Origin of the sequence: Bacteroides caecigallinarum (assembly GCF_021531075.1) — a bacterium.
In the GTDB taxonomy this organism is placed as follows: domain Bacteria; phylum Bacteroidota; class Bacteroidia; order Bacteroidales; family Bacteroidaceae; genus Phocaeicola; species Phocaeicola caecigallinarum_B.
In genome coordinates, this window is the sequence record NZ_JADYTJ010000010.1 from 49,811 (window position 1) to 67,112 (window position 17,302).

Below are 17,302 nucleotides of genomic sequence, written 5' to 3' on the forward strand. Positions count from 1 at the left end.
AGAAATTTAAAACTTAGGAAAATTGAATTACAAGGATTTGTTGTCAAGGACATTGTTCATACTATCATCGCCGTCGAAAGCATGGGAGCAGATTTCTGCAGAAGGCGATACAAAATCTGTTCTCCCGAATTTTGTTTATCCTTTTATAGGTTTATGTGGCGTGAGTGAGTTTATAGGAACTTTTTTCGGAAAAGAATTTATTCCGGATGTTTTTCAGGTAGCATTGACACACTGTTGCGCCGTTGCCGTTGCTTTGTTTGGAGGTTTCTTCCTGTCTTCTTATCTGATAGACAAAATGTTGCAGAAATGGTTTGGAACAACTTTGTCAAAGGATATGGTGTCGGTATTTGTGGCATATTCCATGACAGTGAAATTTGTGTTAGACATACTTAGTAGTCTGTTGTCATTGAAACTTTTGCTTGTTATACTTCAGATATATACACTGTTTGTGGCTTTTGAAGGAACAAGACGGTTTCTTAAAATAAGTGAGGATAAGGTCACATTATTTACTTTAGTTGCTACGGTGGTAATTCTGCTGTGTCCGTCGCTTATTGAATTTGTGTTTAATAAATTGTCTGTCACTCTTCGCTGATGAAGTGGGGACACTGATTAAAAGGAAGGACTGAATATGAAGAATCAGACTAATAACAATATAAATATAAAGAACAAGCGTGCATCGTTCGATTATGAATTTATAGATACGTATACCGCCGGAATAGTGCTTACCGGGACGGAGATAAAGTCTATCAGGCAAGGAAAGGCAAGCCTTGTGGATACTTTCTGTTTCTTTTCCAAGGGTGAACTATGGGTAAAGAATATGCATATAGCCGAGTATTTCTATGGTTCGTATAATAATCATCTGGCACGTCGCGACCGCAAACTGTTGCTCAACAAGAAGGAACTTCGTAAGTTACAGCGTGGAATACAGGAAACGGGATTTACCATAGTCCCTACACGAATGTTTATCAACGAACGCGGACTTGCCAAAGTGGTAATAGCACTTGCCAAGGGTAAGAAACAGTATGACAAGCGCGAAACGCTTAAAGAGAAAGATGACAAGAGAATGATGGACCGTATGTTTAAGAGATAAACATTGCAAAATGCTTACAAAAACAATACAACAACTATTGGACGAGCGTATTCTGGTTCTGGATGGAGCTATGGGTACGATGATACAAAAGTATGGACTGACTGAGGAAGATTTCCGCGGAGAACGTTTCAAGGACTTGTCCGGACAGCAGAAGGGTAATAACGATTTGCTTTGTCTTACACGGCCTGACGTGATAGAGGAAATACATCGTAAATATCTTCAGGCAGGAGCTGATATAATAGAAACAAACAGTTTTAATGCCACTCCGGTGTCGATGGCAGACTATCATGCAGAGCATCTCTGTCGTGAGATAAATCTTGAGGCTGCACGTCTGGCAAGAAAGGTAGCCGATGAATTTACGGCACAAAATCCTGAAAAACCCAGATTTGTGGTAGGATCTGTAGGACCTACGAACAAGACTTGCTCTATGAGTCCGGATGTGAACAATCCAGCTTATCGTGCGCTGACATTCGATGAACTGTGTTCTGCATACTGCATACAGATGGAGGCATTGCTTGAGGGTGGGGTTGACGCTATACTTATAGAAACAATATTTGATACACTGAATGCGAAAGCTGCAATCATGGCAGCAGAGAAATCCATGCATACTATCGGCAGAAAAGTGCCTTTGATGCTTTCTGTTACTGTATCTGATATTGCGGGCAGAACTCTTTCCGGACAGACTCTTGATGCTTTCCTGGCATCGGTACAACATGCAGATATTCTTTCTGTAGGACTTAATTGCTCGTTCGGAGCAAAACAGCTTAAGCCATTTCTGGAATCTCTGGCGGCTCGTGCACCGTATTATATAAGTGCTTATCCTAATGCCGGATTGCCGAACAGTCTGGGACAGTATGACCAGACTCCGGAGCAGATGGCAGAAGAGGTAAAAGAATATATCGATGAGGGATTGGTAAACATTATCGGTGGATGTTGTGGTACTACTGAGGAATATATAGCCAAATATCAGGAGCTGATAAAGGATGCCGTGCCTCATAAACCGGCAGCCAGTCCGGAATGTATGTGGCTCTCCGGTCTTGAACTTATGGAACTTACACCTGAAGTGCGATTTGTGAATGTGGGCGAAAGATGTAATGTTGCAGGCTCAAGAAAGTTTCTCCGATTGATTAACGAAAAGAAATACGATGAGGCTCTTTCCATTGCACGTAAGCAGGTGGAAGACGGGGCTTTGGTGATAGATGTCAATATGGATGACGGTCTGCTGGATGCGGCATCAGAGATGACTACATTCCTTAATCTTCTGGCTTCCGAACCGGAGATAGCACGTGTGCCTGTGATGATTGACTCTTCGAAATGGGATGTTATTCTTGCCGGTCTGAAATGTGTACAGGGTAAGTGTGTAGTTAACTCCATTTCTCTGAAGGAAGGAGAAGAGGTGTTTATAGAGCATGCACGCACAGTCAAGGCTTTCGGTGCAGCAGTCATAGTTATGGCATTCGACGAGCAGGGACAGGCTGATACATACGAGCGGAAAATCTCAGTGTGCGAACGTGCATACCGTATTCTTACAGAGGTGGTAGGTTTCAATCCGCACGACATTATATTCGACCCTAATGTACTTGCAGTGGCAACGGGTATAGAGGAACATAACAATTATGCTGTAGACTTTATACGTGCTACAGGGTGGATAAAGAAAAATCTTCCGGGAGCACATATCAGTGGAGGAGTGAGCAATCTTTCTTTCTCTTTCCGCGGTAATAATTATATCCGCGAGGCTATGCATGCCGTATTCCTTTATCATGCCATCCAGCAGGGAATGGATATGGGTATAGTAAATCCGGGAGCATCAGTTTTGTATACAGATATTCCGGAAGATGTACTTGAAAGGATTGAGGATGTAGTTTTAAACCGTCGTCCTGATGCTGCAGAAAGACTGATAGAGACAGCCGAACGTCTGAAAGCCGAAAAAGAGGGACAGACTGAGGAACAGGCTTCTTCGTCTAAGATAGCTTGGAGGGAAGGAGCTACGGTAGAGGAAAGATTGAAATACGCACTGGTGAAAGGTGTTGGTGATTTTCTTGAAGATGACCTGAATGAGGCTCTTGGAAAATATCCTAACGCTGTGAGCATTATAGAAGGTCCGTTGATGGACGGAATGAATCACGTAGGTGAATTGTTCGGATCAGGCAAGATGTTCCTTCCGCAGGTAGTGAAGACAGCCCGTACGATGAAAAAGGCTGTGGCTGTTCTCCAGCCGTATATTGAGGCCGAAAAGAAGGATGGTGCGGCAAGTGCGGGAAAAGTCCTTTTGGCTACAGTGAAAGGTGATGTACACGACATCGGAAAAAACATTGTAGGTGTGGTAATGGCATGTAATAATTTTGAGATTATAGACCTTGGTGTCATGGTACTGGCCGATAAGATTATAGAAACCGCTGTTCGTGAGAAGGTTGATATCGTAGGATTAAGCGGACTGATTACTCCTTCGCTTGACGAAATGGTACATACTGTTTCGGAAATGGAGCGTGCCGGACTTGATATACCTGTCATAGTGGGAGGTGCTACTACATCCAAGCTTCATACTGCATTGAAGATTGTTCCTGCATATCATGCTCCTGTAGTTCATCTTAAGGACGCTTCGCAGAATGCACCTGTGGCAGCCAAACTACTTAATCCGGAGCAAAAAGAAGTATTTGTGAAAGAACTTTACGATGAATATAAGGCTCTTACAGATGCCCATCAGGAAAAGAAAATCAATGTGGTTTCGCTTGATGAGGCTCGTGAAAACAGACTTAAACTTTGGGATTGATAATGTATAACAATAAAGGCGGTTCATTGTGGACCGCCTTTATTGTTATAATGTACTTATAAACTCATTTGCCTTCTCCAGAGTTTCCGGCTTTCCTATATCTATCAGCTTTATTTCCGGCTTGATACATGCTCCGAAATGTGCTTCATGACATGTCCCAAGATAGAAATCCATTATAGGAAATTTACCTTTAAAGTTTTCTCCCATATATTTCATTATTAATGGCGAAACCACATGTATTCCGCTGAAAGCATATTCAGAATATTCCGAAGAGTTATAAATGAAACCTTTTGGTTTTGTCTCACCACTGTTCTTGTTTATCCATCCGCAGAGTCTGTCTTTCTTATTGAATATAAGATAGCGTGATGTTTTTCTTTCGCTTACCATAAGAGTGGCATCATTACCGGAACGGAGGTGGAAATCATATAATGCGTTTAAGTCTACATCCGACAGGATATCTACATTATGTATCAGCACAGGCTCGTCAGTAGGGAATAGTTCGAGGGCACGTCTTATTCCTCCGCCTGTGTCAAGAAGCATTTCCCTTTCATCGCTTATATGGATATTCACTCCGAAGTTATTGTTGGCGTGAAGGAAGTCTATAATCTGTTCCCCGAAATGATGGATGTTAATGATGATGTCATCGAATCCGGATGATTTCAGTTTCATGATGACATGTTCAAGCATTGGTTTGCCTGCTACAGGTACCAGGGCCTTGGGCATTGTGTCTGTCAGAGGTTTGAGTCTTGTACCCAAACCAGCTGCAAAAATCATCGCTCTCATACTTCTGTATTATTGGCTTCGAAGATTTGCTCTATATTCTGTTCACGGTGAAGGAGTTCTACTCTTACTCCGAATTTGTTGTGAATATGTTCTGCCGTATGTTGTGCTGAATAGACAGAACGATGCTGTCCACCTGTACAACCAAAACATATCATCAGGCTGGTAAATCCTCTTTCAATATATCGTTTCACGTGTGCATCTGCAAGTGCATATACGTGACTAAGGAATTCTGTTATCTCGCCATCGTTTTCAAGAAAGTCTATAACCGGTTTGTCAAGTCCGGTCAAAGGCTTGTATTCGTCATATCTTCCCGGATTGTGTACATATCGGCAGTCGAAAACATATCCTCCTCCGTTGCCGGAAGTGTCTTCCGGAATACCTTTACGATAGGAGAAACTCATCACTTTTACTGTAAGTTGTTTGTCTGTATTCATCGTTTTAATGTTGTTATGTCATTTATATCCATTTGAGATAACTGCATGAGCAGTTTGCTAAGGTATGGATATTCGTTTAAATGGTCTTTAAACAGTGTTTGAATGTTGTTTAGAGCATATGGAATGCTCTCAATGAAATGGGTTTTACGTTCAAACAGTCCGCGGAAACCGTATGCACCGAGTACCTGCATAGTACGGAAAACAACGAAGTGATGTAATGTCTTTCTAAACTCTGCAGGATTGATTTTTGTGAACTTGCTTGCCTCGCTTATATACGTCTCAATCATTTCTTCCCTTAAATCATTGTTGAAGTTGGCTTTAGCCTGCCACAGGAATGAGGCTACATCATAATAGATAGGGCCTTTGCGTCCTCCTTGAAAATCGATGAAGTATGGCGCTTCGTCCTTGATTATTATATTTCGGCTCTGGAAGTCGCGGTACATGAAAGTATCGGATGATGCTTTGAGCAGAATTTCTGTCATTTCCTCAAAATCGTCTTCCAAGGTACTCTCGTTGAAACTGATGCCTGTGGCCTTAAGGAAACAATACTTGAAGTAGTTCAAATCCCACATAATCGTGCGGCGGTTGAAATCCGATAACGGATAGCAAATACCAAAGTCCATACCCTCGGCTCCTTTGAACTGGATTGACGGTAGTAGGGATATGCTTTTGCGTATGAGTCCTTTTTCATTCTCGCTGAATTCTCCTGTTGTTCTGCCGTTTGATATGGCATTGAAAAGGAGAGTATCGCCTAGGTCTTCCTGAATATAGCAGCTTTCATCGTCGGAAACTGCAAGAACCTCAGGTACCGGTATTCCTTTACTACGGAAATGACGAGCCATATATATGAAGGCACGGTTTTCTGCAATTGATTCTCCTCGTACGGCTATCAGACTACGGATTCCGGTCATACGAAAATACTGACGGTTGGAACCGGAACCGGTCAGCAGCTCGATATTATCGTGCTGCTGACCGGTAACTTGTTTGTATAATGTACTTATAATTTCTGTATTCATGTCTGGAGTTGTATTCTTTGATTTCAAAAGTACAACTCTTTTTCGTTGAATGCAAGAAATATTCTTTATTTCACCTCTACAGTGAGTTTTTTGAGTTTACTCATATCGGATGTACCACCATAATATACAGTGTATTCTCCTTCAAGAGTTCTCATTGTGTTGTTCAGAGTGTCAAACCATTCGAAGTCTTCTTTTTCGAGGGTGATTTCTATATTTTCAGTTTCTCCTTTTTCTATTTCCACTCTCTTGAAACCTCTCAGGGCATGTGATGGTCCTTCCTTGTCCTTATTGTATTTCAGATATACCTGTACTACTTCTTCACCATCCATCTTGCCTATATTTTTTACAGGTATAGTGAGTTTTATTTCATCCTCCTCGTCAAGAGTGTTGCTGCTTACAGTGGCATTCCCATATTCAAATGTAGTATAGCTCAATCCATGACCGAAGCAGAAGAGAGGTTTCTCTGTCATATATCTGTATGTACGTCCTTTCATCGAGTAATCCTCAAAGTCTGGCAACTGTTCTACATTCTTATAGAAAGTGATAGGGAGTCTTCCTGCAGGATTATATTTGCCTGTAATTACGTCTGCAACAGCCTGACCGCCGGCCTGTCCAGGATACCATGCCTGAATAATGGCGTCGCAGTTCTGTGATTCAGGAACGAGCCCCATTGCAGAACCGGAGAAGTTCACGTAAACAATTTTCTTTCCTGCTGCTTTCAGCTTCTTGATGAATTCTCTTTGTATATCAGGCAGTTCTATATTTGTTCTGTCGCCACCTTTAAATCCCGGAATCTTGACAGACATTTCTTCACCCTCAAGGGTAGGAGATATACCACCGGCAAATATAACTATGTCGGCATCTTTTACTGCATTTATACTTTTTTGCAGGTCGACAGGAACATAATACCCCATATCGAAGTCAAGTGATGCAGCACGGTCATTACTGTTGAATGTATATTCTATAGCAATATTGTATTCCTTTCCTGCTTTGGCTTTTAGGGTATACAGGCTTTCGTTGTTTTTGATAAATTTTCCTTCTCCTACCTTTTCACCGTTTATGTAAAGTTTAATCTGTGCATGAGCCGTGAAACAGAAATCCATATCTGTGTCTTTTTCCGGTTTCAAAACACTTTCATATTTTGCAGAGAAGTTCTGTATGTTTACTCCTGAAGCAAAAGTCGTACCACCGGTTGTTATGAAATGGAAAGGTGTACTTACGTGAGTAACTGTTGCCGGTTCACCTTTCATCTCTGTGTTGTTCCAGTATGTAGCCTTGAAACCTGGTTTGCCATCATTGCTACATTGACTGAAAGTGCTGTGCAGGTATGTACTGATAGTTCTGTCGCATCCCTGTTCGTATATCAGGTTTTCCGGCTTGACAGAATTTTTAAGTCCTTCCAGTAAGGTTATGGTGTGTGAAGGATAACCATTGTAGTTTGCCCATTGCATTATAGAGTCGTTTGCATTAGGACCTACAAGAGCAATCTTTTCATTACCTTTTAGAGGTAGGATATTGTTTTTGTTCTGTAAAAGAACCATTGATTCTCTTGCCATCTTCAGAGCCAGTTCCTTGTGTTCTTTTGAATCGACAACCGAATATGGAATTTCATTCCAAGGAGTTTTTTCATCCATCTCTCCTAATTCGAATCTCGCTTTCAGAAGTCTTTTGAGAGATACGTCAATACGCTCTTCTGTGATAAGTCCTGCCTTGACAGCCTCAGGAAGTGATGAATAGTTAGGTCCGCACTCCAAATCGGTTCCATTCGATACGGCATCGGCAATGGCATGATTCTTGTCCGGATGTGTTTCATGATGACCTTTGCTCCAGAAGTCATTGATAGCCCAGCAGTCTGATACCACAATACCATCGAATCCCCATTCGTCGCGTAGGATTTGGGTAAGAAGTCTGTTGCTGCCACAGCATGGCTCACCTTCGTAACGGTTGTATGCGCACATTACCTCCTTGACATCAGCTTCTTGTACAAGTTCCTTGAAAGCCGGCAGATAAGTTTCCCATAAGTCTCTTGGTGATATATTCTCGGCATTATAACTGTGTCTGTTCCATTCCGGACCGGAGTGTACGGCATAGTGTTTTGCACAAGCATGCAGCTTGTCGTATTTGCTGTCGTCCGGGCCTTGAAGACCTTTGACTACGGCAACACCCATTCTTGATGTCAGATAAGGGTCTTCACCATATGTTTCCTGTCCTCTTCCCCAACGTGGATCTCTGAATATGTTTACGTTGGGAGTCCACATTGTTAGTCCCTGGTATCTTTTCAATCCACCGGCCTTACTGAACTCAGTTGATTTTGCTCTTGCTTCATCCGAAACAGATGTAAATACATCGTACAGAAGTTCGTCGTTGAATGATGCTGCCATACCGATTGATTGTGGGTATACTGTAGCCAAACCTGCTCTTGCCACTCCGTGAAGAGCCTCGTTCCACCAGTCGTATGCTTTGATGCCGAGTCTTTCAATAGCCGGTGATTCGTTTTGCATCAGTAAGGCTTTTTCTTCAAGAGTAAGTCTTTTCAATAAGTCTTCAGCTCTTTCTTTGGGAGATAATGATGGGTCTTGATAAGGAAATTTGTTTTCTTGTGCGCATGATGATGCTAATGCACAGAAGATGCCTGTCTGTAATAAGATTTTAAAATTCATAATGGTTAATGTTGTTATGTTTTTTCATGGTTTTACTTACGGATACTTTTATGCCGTAACAGATGCAAATATACTTGTATTGATTGAGAATATGTATTCTTTATGTAACAAATACTTACGTATATGTTTCATTTTGTACTATTATAATATATTCAGAAAGAAAATAAGGTTGTAAGACTGTTTTACGTAGTCTTACAACCTTTTATAATATTTATAATAAATCTTACTGATACATTTTCTCTGCCAGGAATTGTCCTGTGTAGGATACACCGCATTTTGCTACTTCTTCGGGAGTACCGGCAATTACCAGATTACCTCCCTTATCTCCACCTTCTGGACCAAGGTCGATAACATAGTCTGCACATTTTATTACATCCATATTATGCTCAATGATGACTATTGTATGTCCTCTTGCTATAAGAGAATCGAAAGCCTCGAGCAATTTCTTTATGTCGTGAAAATGCAGACCGGTGGTAGGCTCGTCGAACACGAATATTGTCGGCTGCGATTTCTCTACACTGAGGAAATATGCCAGTTTTACTCTCTGGTTTTCACCTCCTGAAAGTGTAGATGATGACTGTCCGAGCTTGATATAGCCTAATCCTACTTCCTGTAGTGGTAGCAGTTTCTTTACTATCTTCTTCTGGTTGTGCTCTGTAAAGAATTCTATAGCCTGATTAACGGTCATCTCAAGTATGTCGTAAATATTTTTCCCTTCGAATTTTACTTCAAGTACATCACTCTTGAAGCGCTTTCCGTGGCAAGACTCGCATTCCAGTACAAGGTCTGCCATAAACTGCATTTCCACTGTTACGGTACCTTCGCCTTTACATTCCTCGCAACGACCTCCTTCGGTGTTGAAAGAAAAATAGCCGGCAGTATATCCCATTTGTTTTGACAGAGGTTGTTCGGCAAACAGTTTTCTGATTTCGTCGTATGCCTTGACGTATGTTACAGGGTTACTGCGTGATGACTTCCCGATAGGATTCTGGTCGACAAACTCTATATCGTTTATCATCTTTATATCGCCTTCCAATGACACGAATTCGCCAGGACGTTCGCTCGATTCACTATATTCGCGTTTTAACGCTTTGAAGAAAACGTCGCGTACGAGTGTACTCTTACCTGAACCGCTTACTCCGGTGACTACGGTCATTACATTAAGTGGGAATTTAACGTCTATACCTTTCAGGTTATTTTCTCTTGCACCTTTTATCTCGATATAATTATTCCATGAACGATGGCTTAGCGGGAGAGGAATAGTCTCTTCGCCCAACAGATATTTCACAGTGTAGCTGTTACTGCCTTTTTGTAAGTCTTTCATGTCGCCATGATATACCACCTCACCGCCCAGGCGTCCTGCTTTCGGACCTATGTCTATAATATAGTCTGCTGCACGTATAATTTCTTCATCATGTTCCACCACTACAACTGTGTTGCCAAGCTGTTGGAGCTGTCGCAATACTTTTATCAGTTTGTCTGTATCGCGGCTGTGAAGTCCTATACTCGGTTCGTCAAGGATATATAATGAACCAACCAGACTACTTCCAAGCGAAGTGGCAAGATTTATACGTTGGCTTTCACCGCCGGACAGCGTATTGCTCAGACGGTTAAGTGTAAGATATCCAAGGCCTACGTCCATCAGGAAATTCAGGCGGCTGTTTATTTCGTTAAGAAGTCTCTGTGCCACAAGAGTGTCGTGCTCGTTAAGTTGAAGCGTACGGAAAAATTCCTTAAGTTCTGATATAGGCATATCCACCAGCTGGCAGATGTTTTTTCCGCCTACTTTCACGTAAGTGGCTTCCTTCTTCAGTCTGCCGCCCTTGCATGTAGGACAAGTGGTCTTGCCTCTATAGCGTGCCAGCATTACTCTGTACTGTATCTTATACTGATTTTCTTCAAGCATCTTGAAGAAGGTGTCTATACATACTTTTTCACGTGGACCATGCCAGAGATAATCTTTCTGTTCCTCTGTAAGCTCGTAATATGGTGCGAAAATAGGGAAATTGTGTTTGGGCGCCTCACGCAGGAATTCCTGGAGCCATTCTCCCATTTTTTCTCCTCGCCAGCACATCACGGCACCGTCGTATACACTCAGTGCTCTGTTTGGTATTACCAGATGCTCATCAATACCTATAATCTTGCCGAAACCTTCGCATGTCGGACATGCTCCGATAGGGGAGTTGAACGAGAACATCTGGTCAGTAGGCTCTTCGAACTTGATTCCATCGGCTTCGAATTTTGTGCTGAAACAGTGAAGTCTGGTTTCGCCATCGGGTAGGTAGAAGCGCAGCATGCAGGTACCATCGCCCTCGTACATGGCAGTTTCGGCCGAATCAGTCAGTCGGCTTATCGAATCCTTGTCGTCATTGCAGCTCATCCGGTCTATCAGAAGATATACCTTGTCGCTTTCGTCGTACTTGTAGTCTTCTATCCTTACTATTTCACCATCAACTTCCAGACGTGTAAAACCTTGTTTCAGGTCCATATCCAGCTGTTCCTGATGTGTACGTCCGTCGCGTGGAAGCAATAGGGTGAGGACTGTGTATCTTGTACCTTTAGGATAGGAAAGCATGCAGTTGACAATATCTTCCGGACTGTCCTTCTTTACTACTTCACCACTAACAGGAGAATATGTTTTTCCCACCCTGGCAAACAGTAGTCGCAGATATTCGTATATTTCTGTTGAAGTACCTACGGTAGAACGCGGATTTCGGCTCACAACTTTCTGCTCGATGGCTATCGCAGGCGGAATGCCTTTTATGAAATCGCATTCCGGCTTTCCCATTCTTCCGAGGAATTGTCGTGCATATGATGACAGACTTTCTACATATCTTCTTTGGCCCTCTGCATAAAGAGTATCGAATGCCAGTGAAGATTTTCCTGAACCGGACAGACCGGTTATTACCACGAGTTTGTTGCGCGGTATATCGACGTCTATATTCTTAAGGTTGTTTACCTTTGCACCTTTTATTGAAATGTATTTGCTGTCAGACATTCTGTTTCGTATTTTATATATGCAAAGATAGGACATTCAGTCAGAATTCGGAAAATTAATGTATGAAATTAGATTTTTTCAGCTATTTTCCTCATCTTTGTAAATATGAAATATACCTAAAAGTAGGTATTGACAACTCTGATTTTTATATATTATTTTGCAACCGAATTAGAACTATGAACAATGTTTTGAATATGTATAGAACCAGAATCTACAAACCGACGGATAAAATGAGTGACCTGATTTGCGAAAATTATACTCTTCTTCAGGTTTTGAGCCGGTTTGGGATATCCCTAGGCTTTGGAGATAAAAATGTACGTGAGGTTTGCGAACTGAATAATGTGGACTGCAATACATTTCTGACAGTGGTGAACTTCCTTATAGAAGACAGTAACAGGATGGAAGATCATCTGGAAGGAATATCCATAACTTCACTTATGAACTATTTAAGAGAAGCACATAGTTACTTTCTTGATTTTCAGCTTCCTAAGATAAGAAAGAAACTGATTGAGGCCATAGGCGATTCGAAAGAGAAAGATGTAACATTCCTTATATTGCGTTTCTTCGATGCGTATGTTGACGAAGTGAAGAAACATATGGAGCACGAGAATGAAAATGTGTTTACTTATGTAGAGAAACTTCTGAGTGGAGAACATCCGGATGGTTATAACATAAGTGTGTTTGCCAGCCATCACGAACATATCGACACTAAACTTACGGAACTAAAGAACATAATTATCAAGTATTTTCCAGCAGGAGGGAACAACCGTTTGCTAAATGCAACCTTGTTCGATATCTTCAGTTGCGAGGAAGATTTGGCATCGCACAATAGGGTAGAGGATTTCCTGTTTGTGCCGGCAATAAAGAAATTGGAAAAGGAGGCAAGATGAAATCTCATGATGTTATAAATATTGCAGTTGCCGAGGCTTCCATGATAGTAAGGACAGGGCTGATATCTGTATTGAGGCATCTTCCCGACTATAATGTGGAAACGTTGGAAATATCCTCTATGGAGGGATTGCAACTGTGTATGGAATCGCATAAACCTGAAATATTGATAGTGAACCCTATGTTCGACGGATGGTTCAATGTAGAGGAAATCAAACGCCAATATGAGGCACAGGATGTGAAGTTTATATCGTTGATATGTACTGTAGTAGATGCAAATATGCTGAAAGGTTATGATGAGAGTATAAACCTGTTTGACGATATAGAAACACTTTCTGCAAAGCTTTCGGCTATGATACATGTAAACGAAGAAGAGGACAGCGATTCAGAATCATTGAGCCAGAGAGAGAAAGAAATACTTGGATATGTGGTTAAGGGCATGACCAATAAGGAAATAGCCGAAAAACTTTACATATCAGTACACACGGTCATTACACACCGAAGGAACATAACACGTAAACTCCAGGTTCATTCGGCTGCCGGTCTTACAATATATGCTATTGTGAATAAATTAGTAGATATAAGCGAGGTAAAGATGAAACTTTAAACTGAAAAATACCTATTTTTAGGTATTGCCTGAAAAGGCGGAAGTGATTACCTTTGCAGTGTTAGTCATATAGAAATTACGTAAACCACAAAAGTAAAAAAGTTAGTTATTAGTTGGGTGCACCCTGCGAAGTGATTCGCGGGGTGCACGCATTTTAATAGTCAAGTTTTGCTTGAGTGTAAGAAACGTAAAGAGTACTTTTAATTATATCTTTACTGTCTGTTGCATCTTTTTCGTTTTGTGTTATTGATGTATGTGGCTGTTCATTCATGCTTTTGCTACCTGCTATCCATATGATATTCATAATGATGATACCAAGGATTGAAGTAACAAATGTTATTTTCTGTTCTATTCTTTTGCTTGAAATGTTCACCGTTTTTCTATTCATGTTGTTTTCCTTTAATTGTTGGTTTTGCTTTTTATTGCCTTTAGCTCCTCGCTTGTATAGGTTAAATGGAGCTTTAACAATATTACTGCACCACAATCATAATTTTTTTTCAAAAAAAATCAGTTTACGTAAACAGTCTTGAAATATTTCTGAAAAATCTGTTTGGCATCTTCCAGTTGTTGAGGTGTATTATACTCAACACCTTTAAGTTTGTATTCCATGTTCATGGCTTCATATTTGTGTACCCCCAGTGTATGGTAAGGCAGTATTTCTACTCTTTCAATCTGTTTGTAATCCTTGAAATGCTCGCCCATAGCTTCCATGTCTTCCTTGAAAGCGCTATATCCCTGTACTAAAACGTATCTGAGCCAGAAAGGTTTTCCATTCTCTTCAAGCCATGCCGCTGTTTTTAATGTCTGTTCGTTACTACGTTCTGTCAGTATCTTGTGTCTGTTAGGATTGAATTCTTTTACATCGAGTAAAACAAGATCCGCAAGCGAAAGAAGTTCTTTGACGTCATCATTCCATATACTTCCATTGGTATCCACACAGATATGTATTCCTGCATCTTTCAGCATTTTGAATAATGGAATGAGGGCTTTGGCCTGGAAGGTAGGTTCTCCTCCGCTGAATGTAATTCCTCCCTTTTTACCGAAAAATGGTTTCTGGCTCACTGCCATTTTGAGTATTTCTTCAGGAGAAGTTTCCTTGCTTTCGCCTTTTGCGTCAATAGTGTCAGGATTTGCACAGTACAGGCAACGGAAATTGCATCCTTGAAGGAAAACCACGAGGCGGATTCCCGGTCCGTCGTATGTGCCAAGCGATTCGTATGAGTGTACTCTTATCATATTGATATTATATTTATGTTATGCAATATATCCGGAGTTTCCTGTTTTGAAAGATAGTAAAATAGCAGAGGCTTCCTGCTGAAGGTCGGTAGCCTCTGCTTTAAATTATCGTGTCCGTTGTCACTGCTCAATAGGAGAGTGACGGGATACGGGATTCAATTACATACGTTCGTGGAAACTGCGTGAGATTACTTCCAACTGATGCTCACGGCTCAGCTTGATGAAGTTTACAGCATAACCTGAAACACGGATTGTCAACTGTGGATACTTTTCAGGATGTTCCATTGCATCTTCCAGCATTTCACGGTTCAGAACGTTTACATTCAGGTGGTGAGCACCTTTCACGAAATAACCGTCCATCATTGTAACCAAATTCTCTATACGGTTTTCCATATCTACACCTAATGATTTAGGAACGATAGAGAATGTGTTACTGATACCGTCCTGTGAGTCGCGGTAACGAAGTTTTGCTACAGAACTTAATGAAGCTACAGCACCGTTCTTGTCGCGTCCGTGCATTGGGTTTGCACCTGGAGCGAATGCAACACCTTTGGCACGACCGTCAGGAGTAGCGCCAGTCTTCTTTCCGTACATCACGTTTGAAGTAATAGTAAGGATAGAAAGTGTAGGCTTAGCGTTCTTGTAGATAGGAAGTTTCTTCAACTCTTCGTCGAAGTAGTAAATCAAGTCTACAGCCAGGTGGTCTACGCGGTCATCATCGTTACCGAAGCATGGGAATTCACCTTCTATTTCGAAACCTTCAGTAAGACCGATATCGTTACGTTTAGCCTTAACCTTAGCATATTTGATAGCAGAAAGTGAGTCAACAGCGATTGACATACCTGCCACACCGTATGCAAGATTAATCACGTGGTCAGTATCAACGAAAGCCATCTGAGCCTTTTCGTAGTAATACTTGTCGTGCATATAGTGGATGATGTTCATAGCTTCGTTGTATACACGAGCCATTTCCTTCAATACCTTCTTGTAGTTGGCAAGAACTTCTTCGAACTGAAGAACATCGCCGCTCAATACAGGGATGTCCTTAACCATCAGTGTACCTGTGTTTTCACATCTACCACCGTTGATTGCAAGAAGCAGAGCTTTTGCAAGGTTACAACGTGCACCGAAGAACTGGATGTGGCGGCCTATATCCTGATATGATACACAGCAAGCGATACCGTAATCATCAGAGTTACGTACTTCACGCATCAACTCGTCGTTTTCATACTGGATAGATGATGTATCGATAGAAACCTGAGCACAGAAGTTCTTGAATCCTTCCGGAAGTTCTGGGCTCCAAAGAACAGTCAAGTTTGGTTCTGGTGATGGGCCGAGGTTATAAAGAGTCTGCAAGAAACGGAATGAAGTCTTGGTAACCTTTGTACGTCCGTCGTTGAAACGTCCACCGATAGCTTCTGTTACCCATGTCGGGTCACCTGCAAAGATATCTGTATAAGCCTGCATACGCAAGTGGCGAACCATACGCAATTTGATAACGAACTGGTCAATCAATTCCTGTGCATGCATTTCGTCCAACAGGCCGTGAGCCATATCATATTCTATATATATATCAAGGAATGATGAAACATTACCAAGCGACATAGCGGCACCATCCTGTTCCTTAACGGCAGCAAGGTATGCCATATATACCCACTGAACAGCTTCCTGAGCGTTAGTAGCCGGACGGCTAAGGTCAAGACCGTATTGTTCTCCCATAACTTTGATTTCTTTCAAAGCCTTAATCTGTTCAGCCACTTCTTCACGCTGACGGATACGGGCTTCAGTCATAGGACCTGTCAGATGACGCAAATCATCCTGTTTAGCTTCGATAAGGCGGTCGATACCGTAAAGTGCCAGACGGCGATAGTCACCGATTATACGTCCACGTGCATAGTTATCAGGAAGACCTGTCAGGAATCCCAATGAACGGAATGAACGTATTTCTTCTGTATATGCATCGAATACACCGTCGTTATGAGTTTTGCGGTAGTGGGTGAAAATATCCTTTACTTTTGGGTCAACCTCCACACCGTTTTCACGGCATGCCTTTTCTACAACCTTTATACCTCCGAAAGGCTTGATTGCGCGGCGCAGAACTTCGTCTGTCTGCAAACCTACAATTACTTCGTTATCCTTATCAATATAACCCGGAGCGAATGATGTGATGGTAGAAACTGTCGAAGGGTCAAGCGAGCGGACTCCGTTGTTAGCACGTTCTTCAGCCAAAGCTTCCAAACATTTGTTCCAAACTGCCTTTGTACGTTCTGTTGGACCTACCAGAAATGAAGAGTCACCTTCGTAAGGAGTGATGTTAGTCTTTACAAAATCTGTAACATTGATTTCATGGTTCCAACGACCTTCTTTGAAATTCATTACCATAGTGATTTATATTTAATATGTTTAAAAATGATTTTTAAGCACTGCAAAGGTACTAATAATTGTTATACTACACAATACCTACAATTAGGTATATTATTAATTTGTATTAATTACAAAGTTATTTTGATTTGTATCAATTGTTTTGAAGGTCTTAAATAAGGAATATTGTTGTTTTATTTTATCTTAGAAAGTTGTAAATACTAACTGCTTTATAATCAAACTAATATTAACTAATGAGGAAAAAATGGTATAAAAATGTATGAAAATGTTTGGATATGTCGGAAACTAGGCATATCTTTGCACCGCATTTAAGGAAATGCACTACTGAAGTATTGGAAGTTTGGGTGAGTGGCTGAAACCACCAGTTTGCTAAACTGACGTACGGATTACCGTACCGGGGGTTCGAATCCCCCAGCTTCCGCCAGTAGTAAAGTAAGA

Annotated in this window: 11 protein-coding genes, 1 tRNA gene and 1 pseudogene; 6 read left to right on the forward strand and 7 right to left on the reverse strand. The window is 41.4% G+C overall.

Going from position 1 to position 17,302, the window contains the following annotated elements:
• Positions 1 to 22: 22 nt before the first annotated feature.
• The 3 genes from I6E11_RS04690 to metH are packed head-to-tail and all read left to right on the forward strand — an operon-like array spanning position 23 to position 3,860.
• Positions 23 to 592, forward strand: coding sequence for a YIP1 family protein (locus tag I6E11_RS04690; protein WP_235336677.1), 570 nt, complete (start codon positions 23 to 25; stop codon positions 590 to 592).
• A 36-nt stretch (positions 593 to 628) separates the two neighbouring features.
• A complete protein-coding gene (gene smpB, locus I6E11_RS04695) occupies positions 629 to 1,090 on the forward strand; it encodes an SsrA-binding protein SmpB (protein ID WP_235328590.1) in 462 nt (153 codons plus the stop codon).
• Between the two features lie 10 nt (positions 1,091 to 1,100).
• Entirely contained in the window at positions 1,101 to 3,860 is a 2,760-nt protein-coding gene (gene metH, locus I6E11_RS04700; protein ID WP_235336679.1) for a methionine synthase, read from the forward strand.
• Between the two features lie 45 nt (positions 3,861 to 3,905).
• Here the strand turns inward: metH and I6E11_RS04705 are convergent, their stop codons facing one another.
• The 4 genes and pseudogenes from I6E11_RS04705 to uvrA form a co-directional block, all read right to left on the reverse strand.
• Positions 3,906 to 4,643 carry a nucleotidyltransferase family protein gene (locus tag I6E11_RS04705; RefSeq protein ID WP_235336680.1) on the reverse strand — a complete coding sequence of 246 codons (738 nt, stop codon included), beginning with the start codon at positions 4,641 to 4,643 and terminating at the stop codon, positions 3,906 to 3,908.
• Positions 4,640 to 6,093: pseudogene (locus I6E11_RS04710) on the reverse strand (RapZ C-terminal domain-containing protein). Before I6E11_RS04710 ends, I6E11_RS04705 begins: the two are co-directional and overlap by 4 nt.
• A 65-nt stretch (positions 6,094 to 6,158) precedes the next feature.
• Positions 6,159 to 8,753 (reverse strand): xylan 1,4-beta-xylosidase, encoded by a 2,595-nt coding sequence (xyl3A, locus tag I6E11_RS04715; protein ID WP_235336681.1) that lies wholly within the window; start codon positions 8,751 to 8,753, stop codon positions 6,159 to 6,161.
• A gap of 223 nt (positions 8,754 to 8,976) precedes the next feature.
• The gene (gene uvrA, locus I6E11_RS04720; protein ID WP_235336682.1) at positions 8,977 to 11,751 is read right to left on the reverse strand and encodes an excinuclease ABC subunit UvrA; all 2,775 of its coding nucleotides are present in this window, start codon (positions 11,749 to 11,751) and stop codon (positions 8,977 to 8,979) included.
• A gap of 194 nt (positions 11,752 to 11,945) precedes the next feature.
• On the opposite strand from uvrA, the gene I6E11_RS04725 reads away from it, so the two are divergent.
• Together I6E11_RS04725 and I6E11_RS04730 are read left to right on the forward strand one after the other, a co-directional pair.
• Entirely contained in the window at positions 11,946 to 12,641 is a 696-nt protein-coding gene (locus tag I6E11_RS04725; RefSeq protein ID WP_235336683.1) for a hemerythrin domain-containing protein, read from the forward strand.
• A complete protein-coding gene (locus I6E11_RS04730) occupies positions 12,638 to 13,246 on the forward strand; it encodes a response regulator transcription factor (protein ID WP_235336684.1) in 609 nt (202 codons plus the stop codon). Before I6E11_RS04725 ends, I6E11_RS04730 begins: the two co-directional genes overlap by 4 nt.
• Before the next feature lie 154 nt (positions 13,247 to 13,400).
• On the opposite strand, the gene I6E11_RS04735 is transcribed toward I6E11_RS04730, so the two are convergent.
• From I6E11_RS04735 to pflB, 3 genes are all read right to left on the reverse strand, one after another.
• Positions 13,401 to 13,634 (reverse strand): hypothetical protein, encoded by a 234-nt coding sequence (locus I6E11_RS04735; RefSeq protein ID WP_235336685.1) that lies wholly within the window; start codon positions 13,632 to 13,634, stop codon positions 13,401 to 13,403.
• A 119-nt stretch (positions 13,635 to 13,753) separates the two neighbouring features.
• On the reverse strand, positions 13,754 to 14,482 hold the full coding sequence (gene pflA / locus I6E11_RS04740) for a pyruvate formate-lyase-activating protein (RefSeq protein WP_235336686.1): 729 nt from the start codon (positions 14,480 to 14,482) through the stop codon (positions 13,754 to 13,756).
• 159 nt (positions 14,483 to 14,641) lie between these two features.
• Positions 14,642 to 16,864, reverse strand: a complete 2,223-nt coding sequence (gene pflB / locus I6E11_RS04745) for a formate C-acetyltransferase (protein WP_235336687.1) — start codon at positions 16,862 to 16,864, stop codon at positions 14,642 to 14,644.
• A 334-nt stretch (positions 16,865 to 17,198) separates the two neighbouring features.
• Here pflB and I6E11_RS04750 point away from each other — a divergent pair.
• Positions 17,199 to 17,288 (forward strand) — tRNA-Ser (locus I6E11_RS04750).
• Positions 17,289 to 17,302 lie beyond the last annotated feature (14 nt).

What these genes read in the sequence shown, in the direction of transcription:
- smpB (WP_235328590.1), top strand. Translation starts at nt 629, where the DNA reads ATGAAGAATCAGACTAATAACAATATAAATATAAAGAACAAGCGTGCA.
- metH (WP_235336679.1), top strand. Translation starts at nt 1,101, where the DNA reads ATGCTTACAAAAACAATACAACAACTATTGGACGAGCGTATTCTGGTT.
- I6E11_RS04705 (WP_235336680.1), bottom strand. Translation starts at nt 4,643, where the DNA reads ATGAGAGCGATGATTTTTGCAGCTGGTTTGGGTACAAGACTCAAACCT.
- xyl3A (WP_235336681.1), bottom strand. Translation starts at nt 8,753, where the DNA reads ATGAATTTTAAAATCTTATTACAGACAGGCATCTTCTGTGCATTAGCA.
- uvrA (WP_235336682.1), bottom strand. Translation starts at nt 11,751, where the DNA reads ATGTCTGACAGCAAATACATTTCAATAAAAGGTGCAAAGGTAAACAAC.
- I6E11_RS04725 (WP_235336683.1), top strand. Translation starts at nt 11,946, where the DNA reads ATGTATAGAACCAGAATCTACAAACCGACGGATAAAATGAGTGACCTG.
- I6E11_RS04730 (WP_235336684.1), top strand. Translation starts at nt 12,638, where the DNA reads ATGAAATCTCATGATGTTATAAATATTGCAGTTGCCGAGGCTTCCATG.
- I6E11_RS04735 (WP_235336685.1), bottom strand. Translation starts at nt 13,634, where the DNA reads ATGAATAGAAAAACGGTGAACATTTCAAGCAAAAGAATAGAACAGAAA.
- pflA (WP_235336686.1), bottom strand. Translation starts at nt 14,482, where the DNA reads ATGATAAGAGTACACTCATACGAATCGCTTGGCACATACGACGGACCG.
- pflB (WP_235336687.1), bottom strand. Translation starts at nt 16,864, where the DNA reads ATGGTAATGAATTTCAAAGAAGGTCGTTGGAACCATGAAATCAATGTT.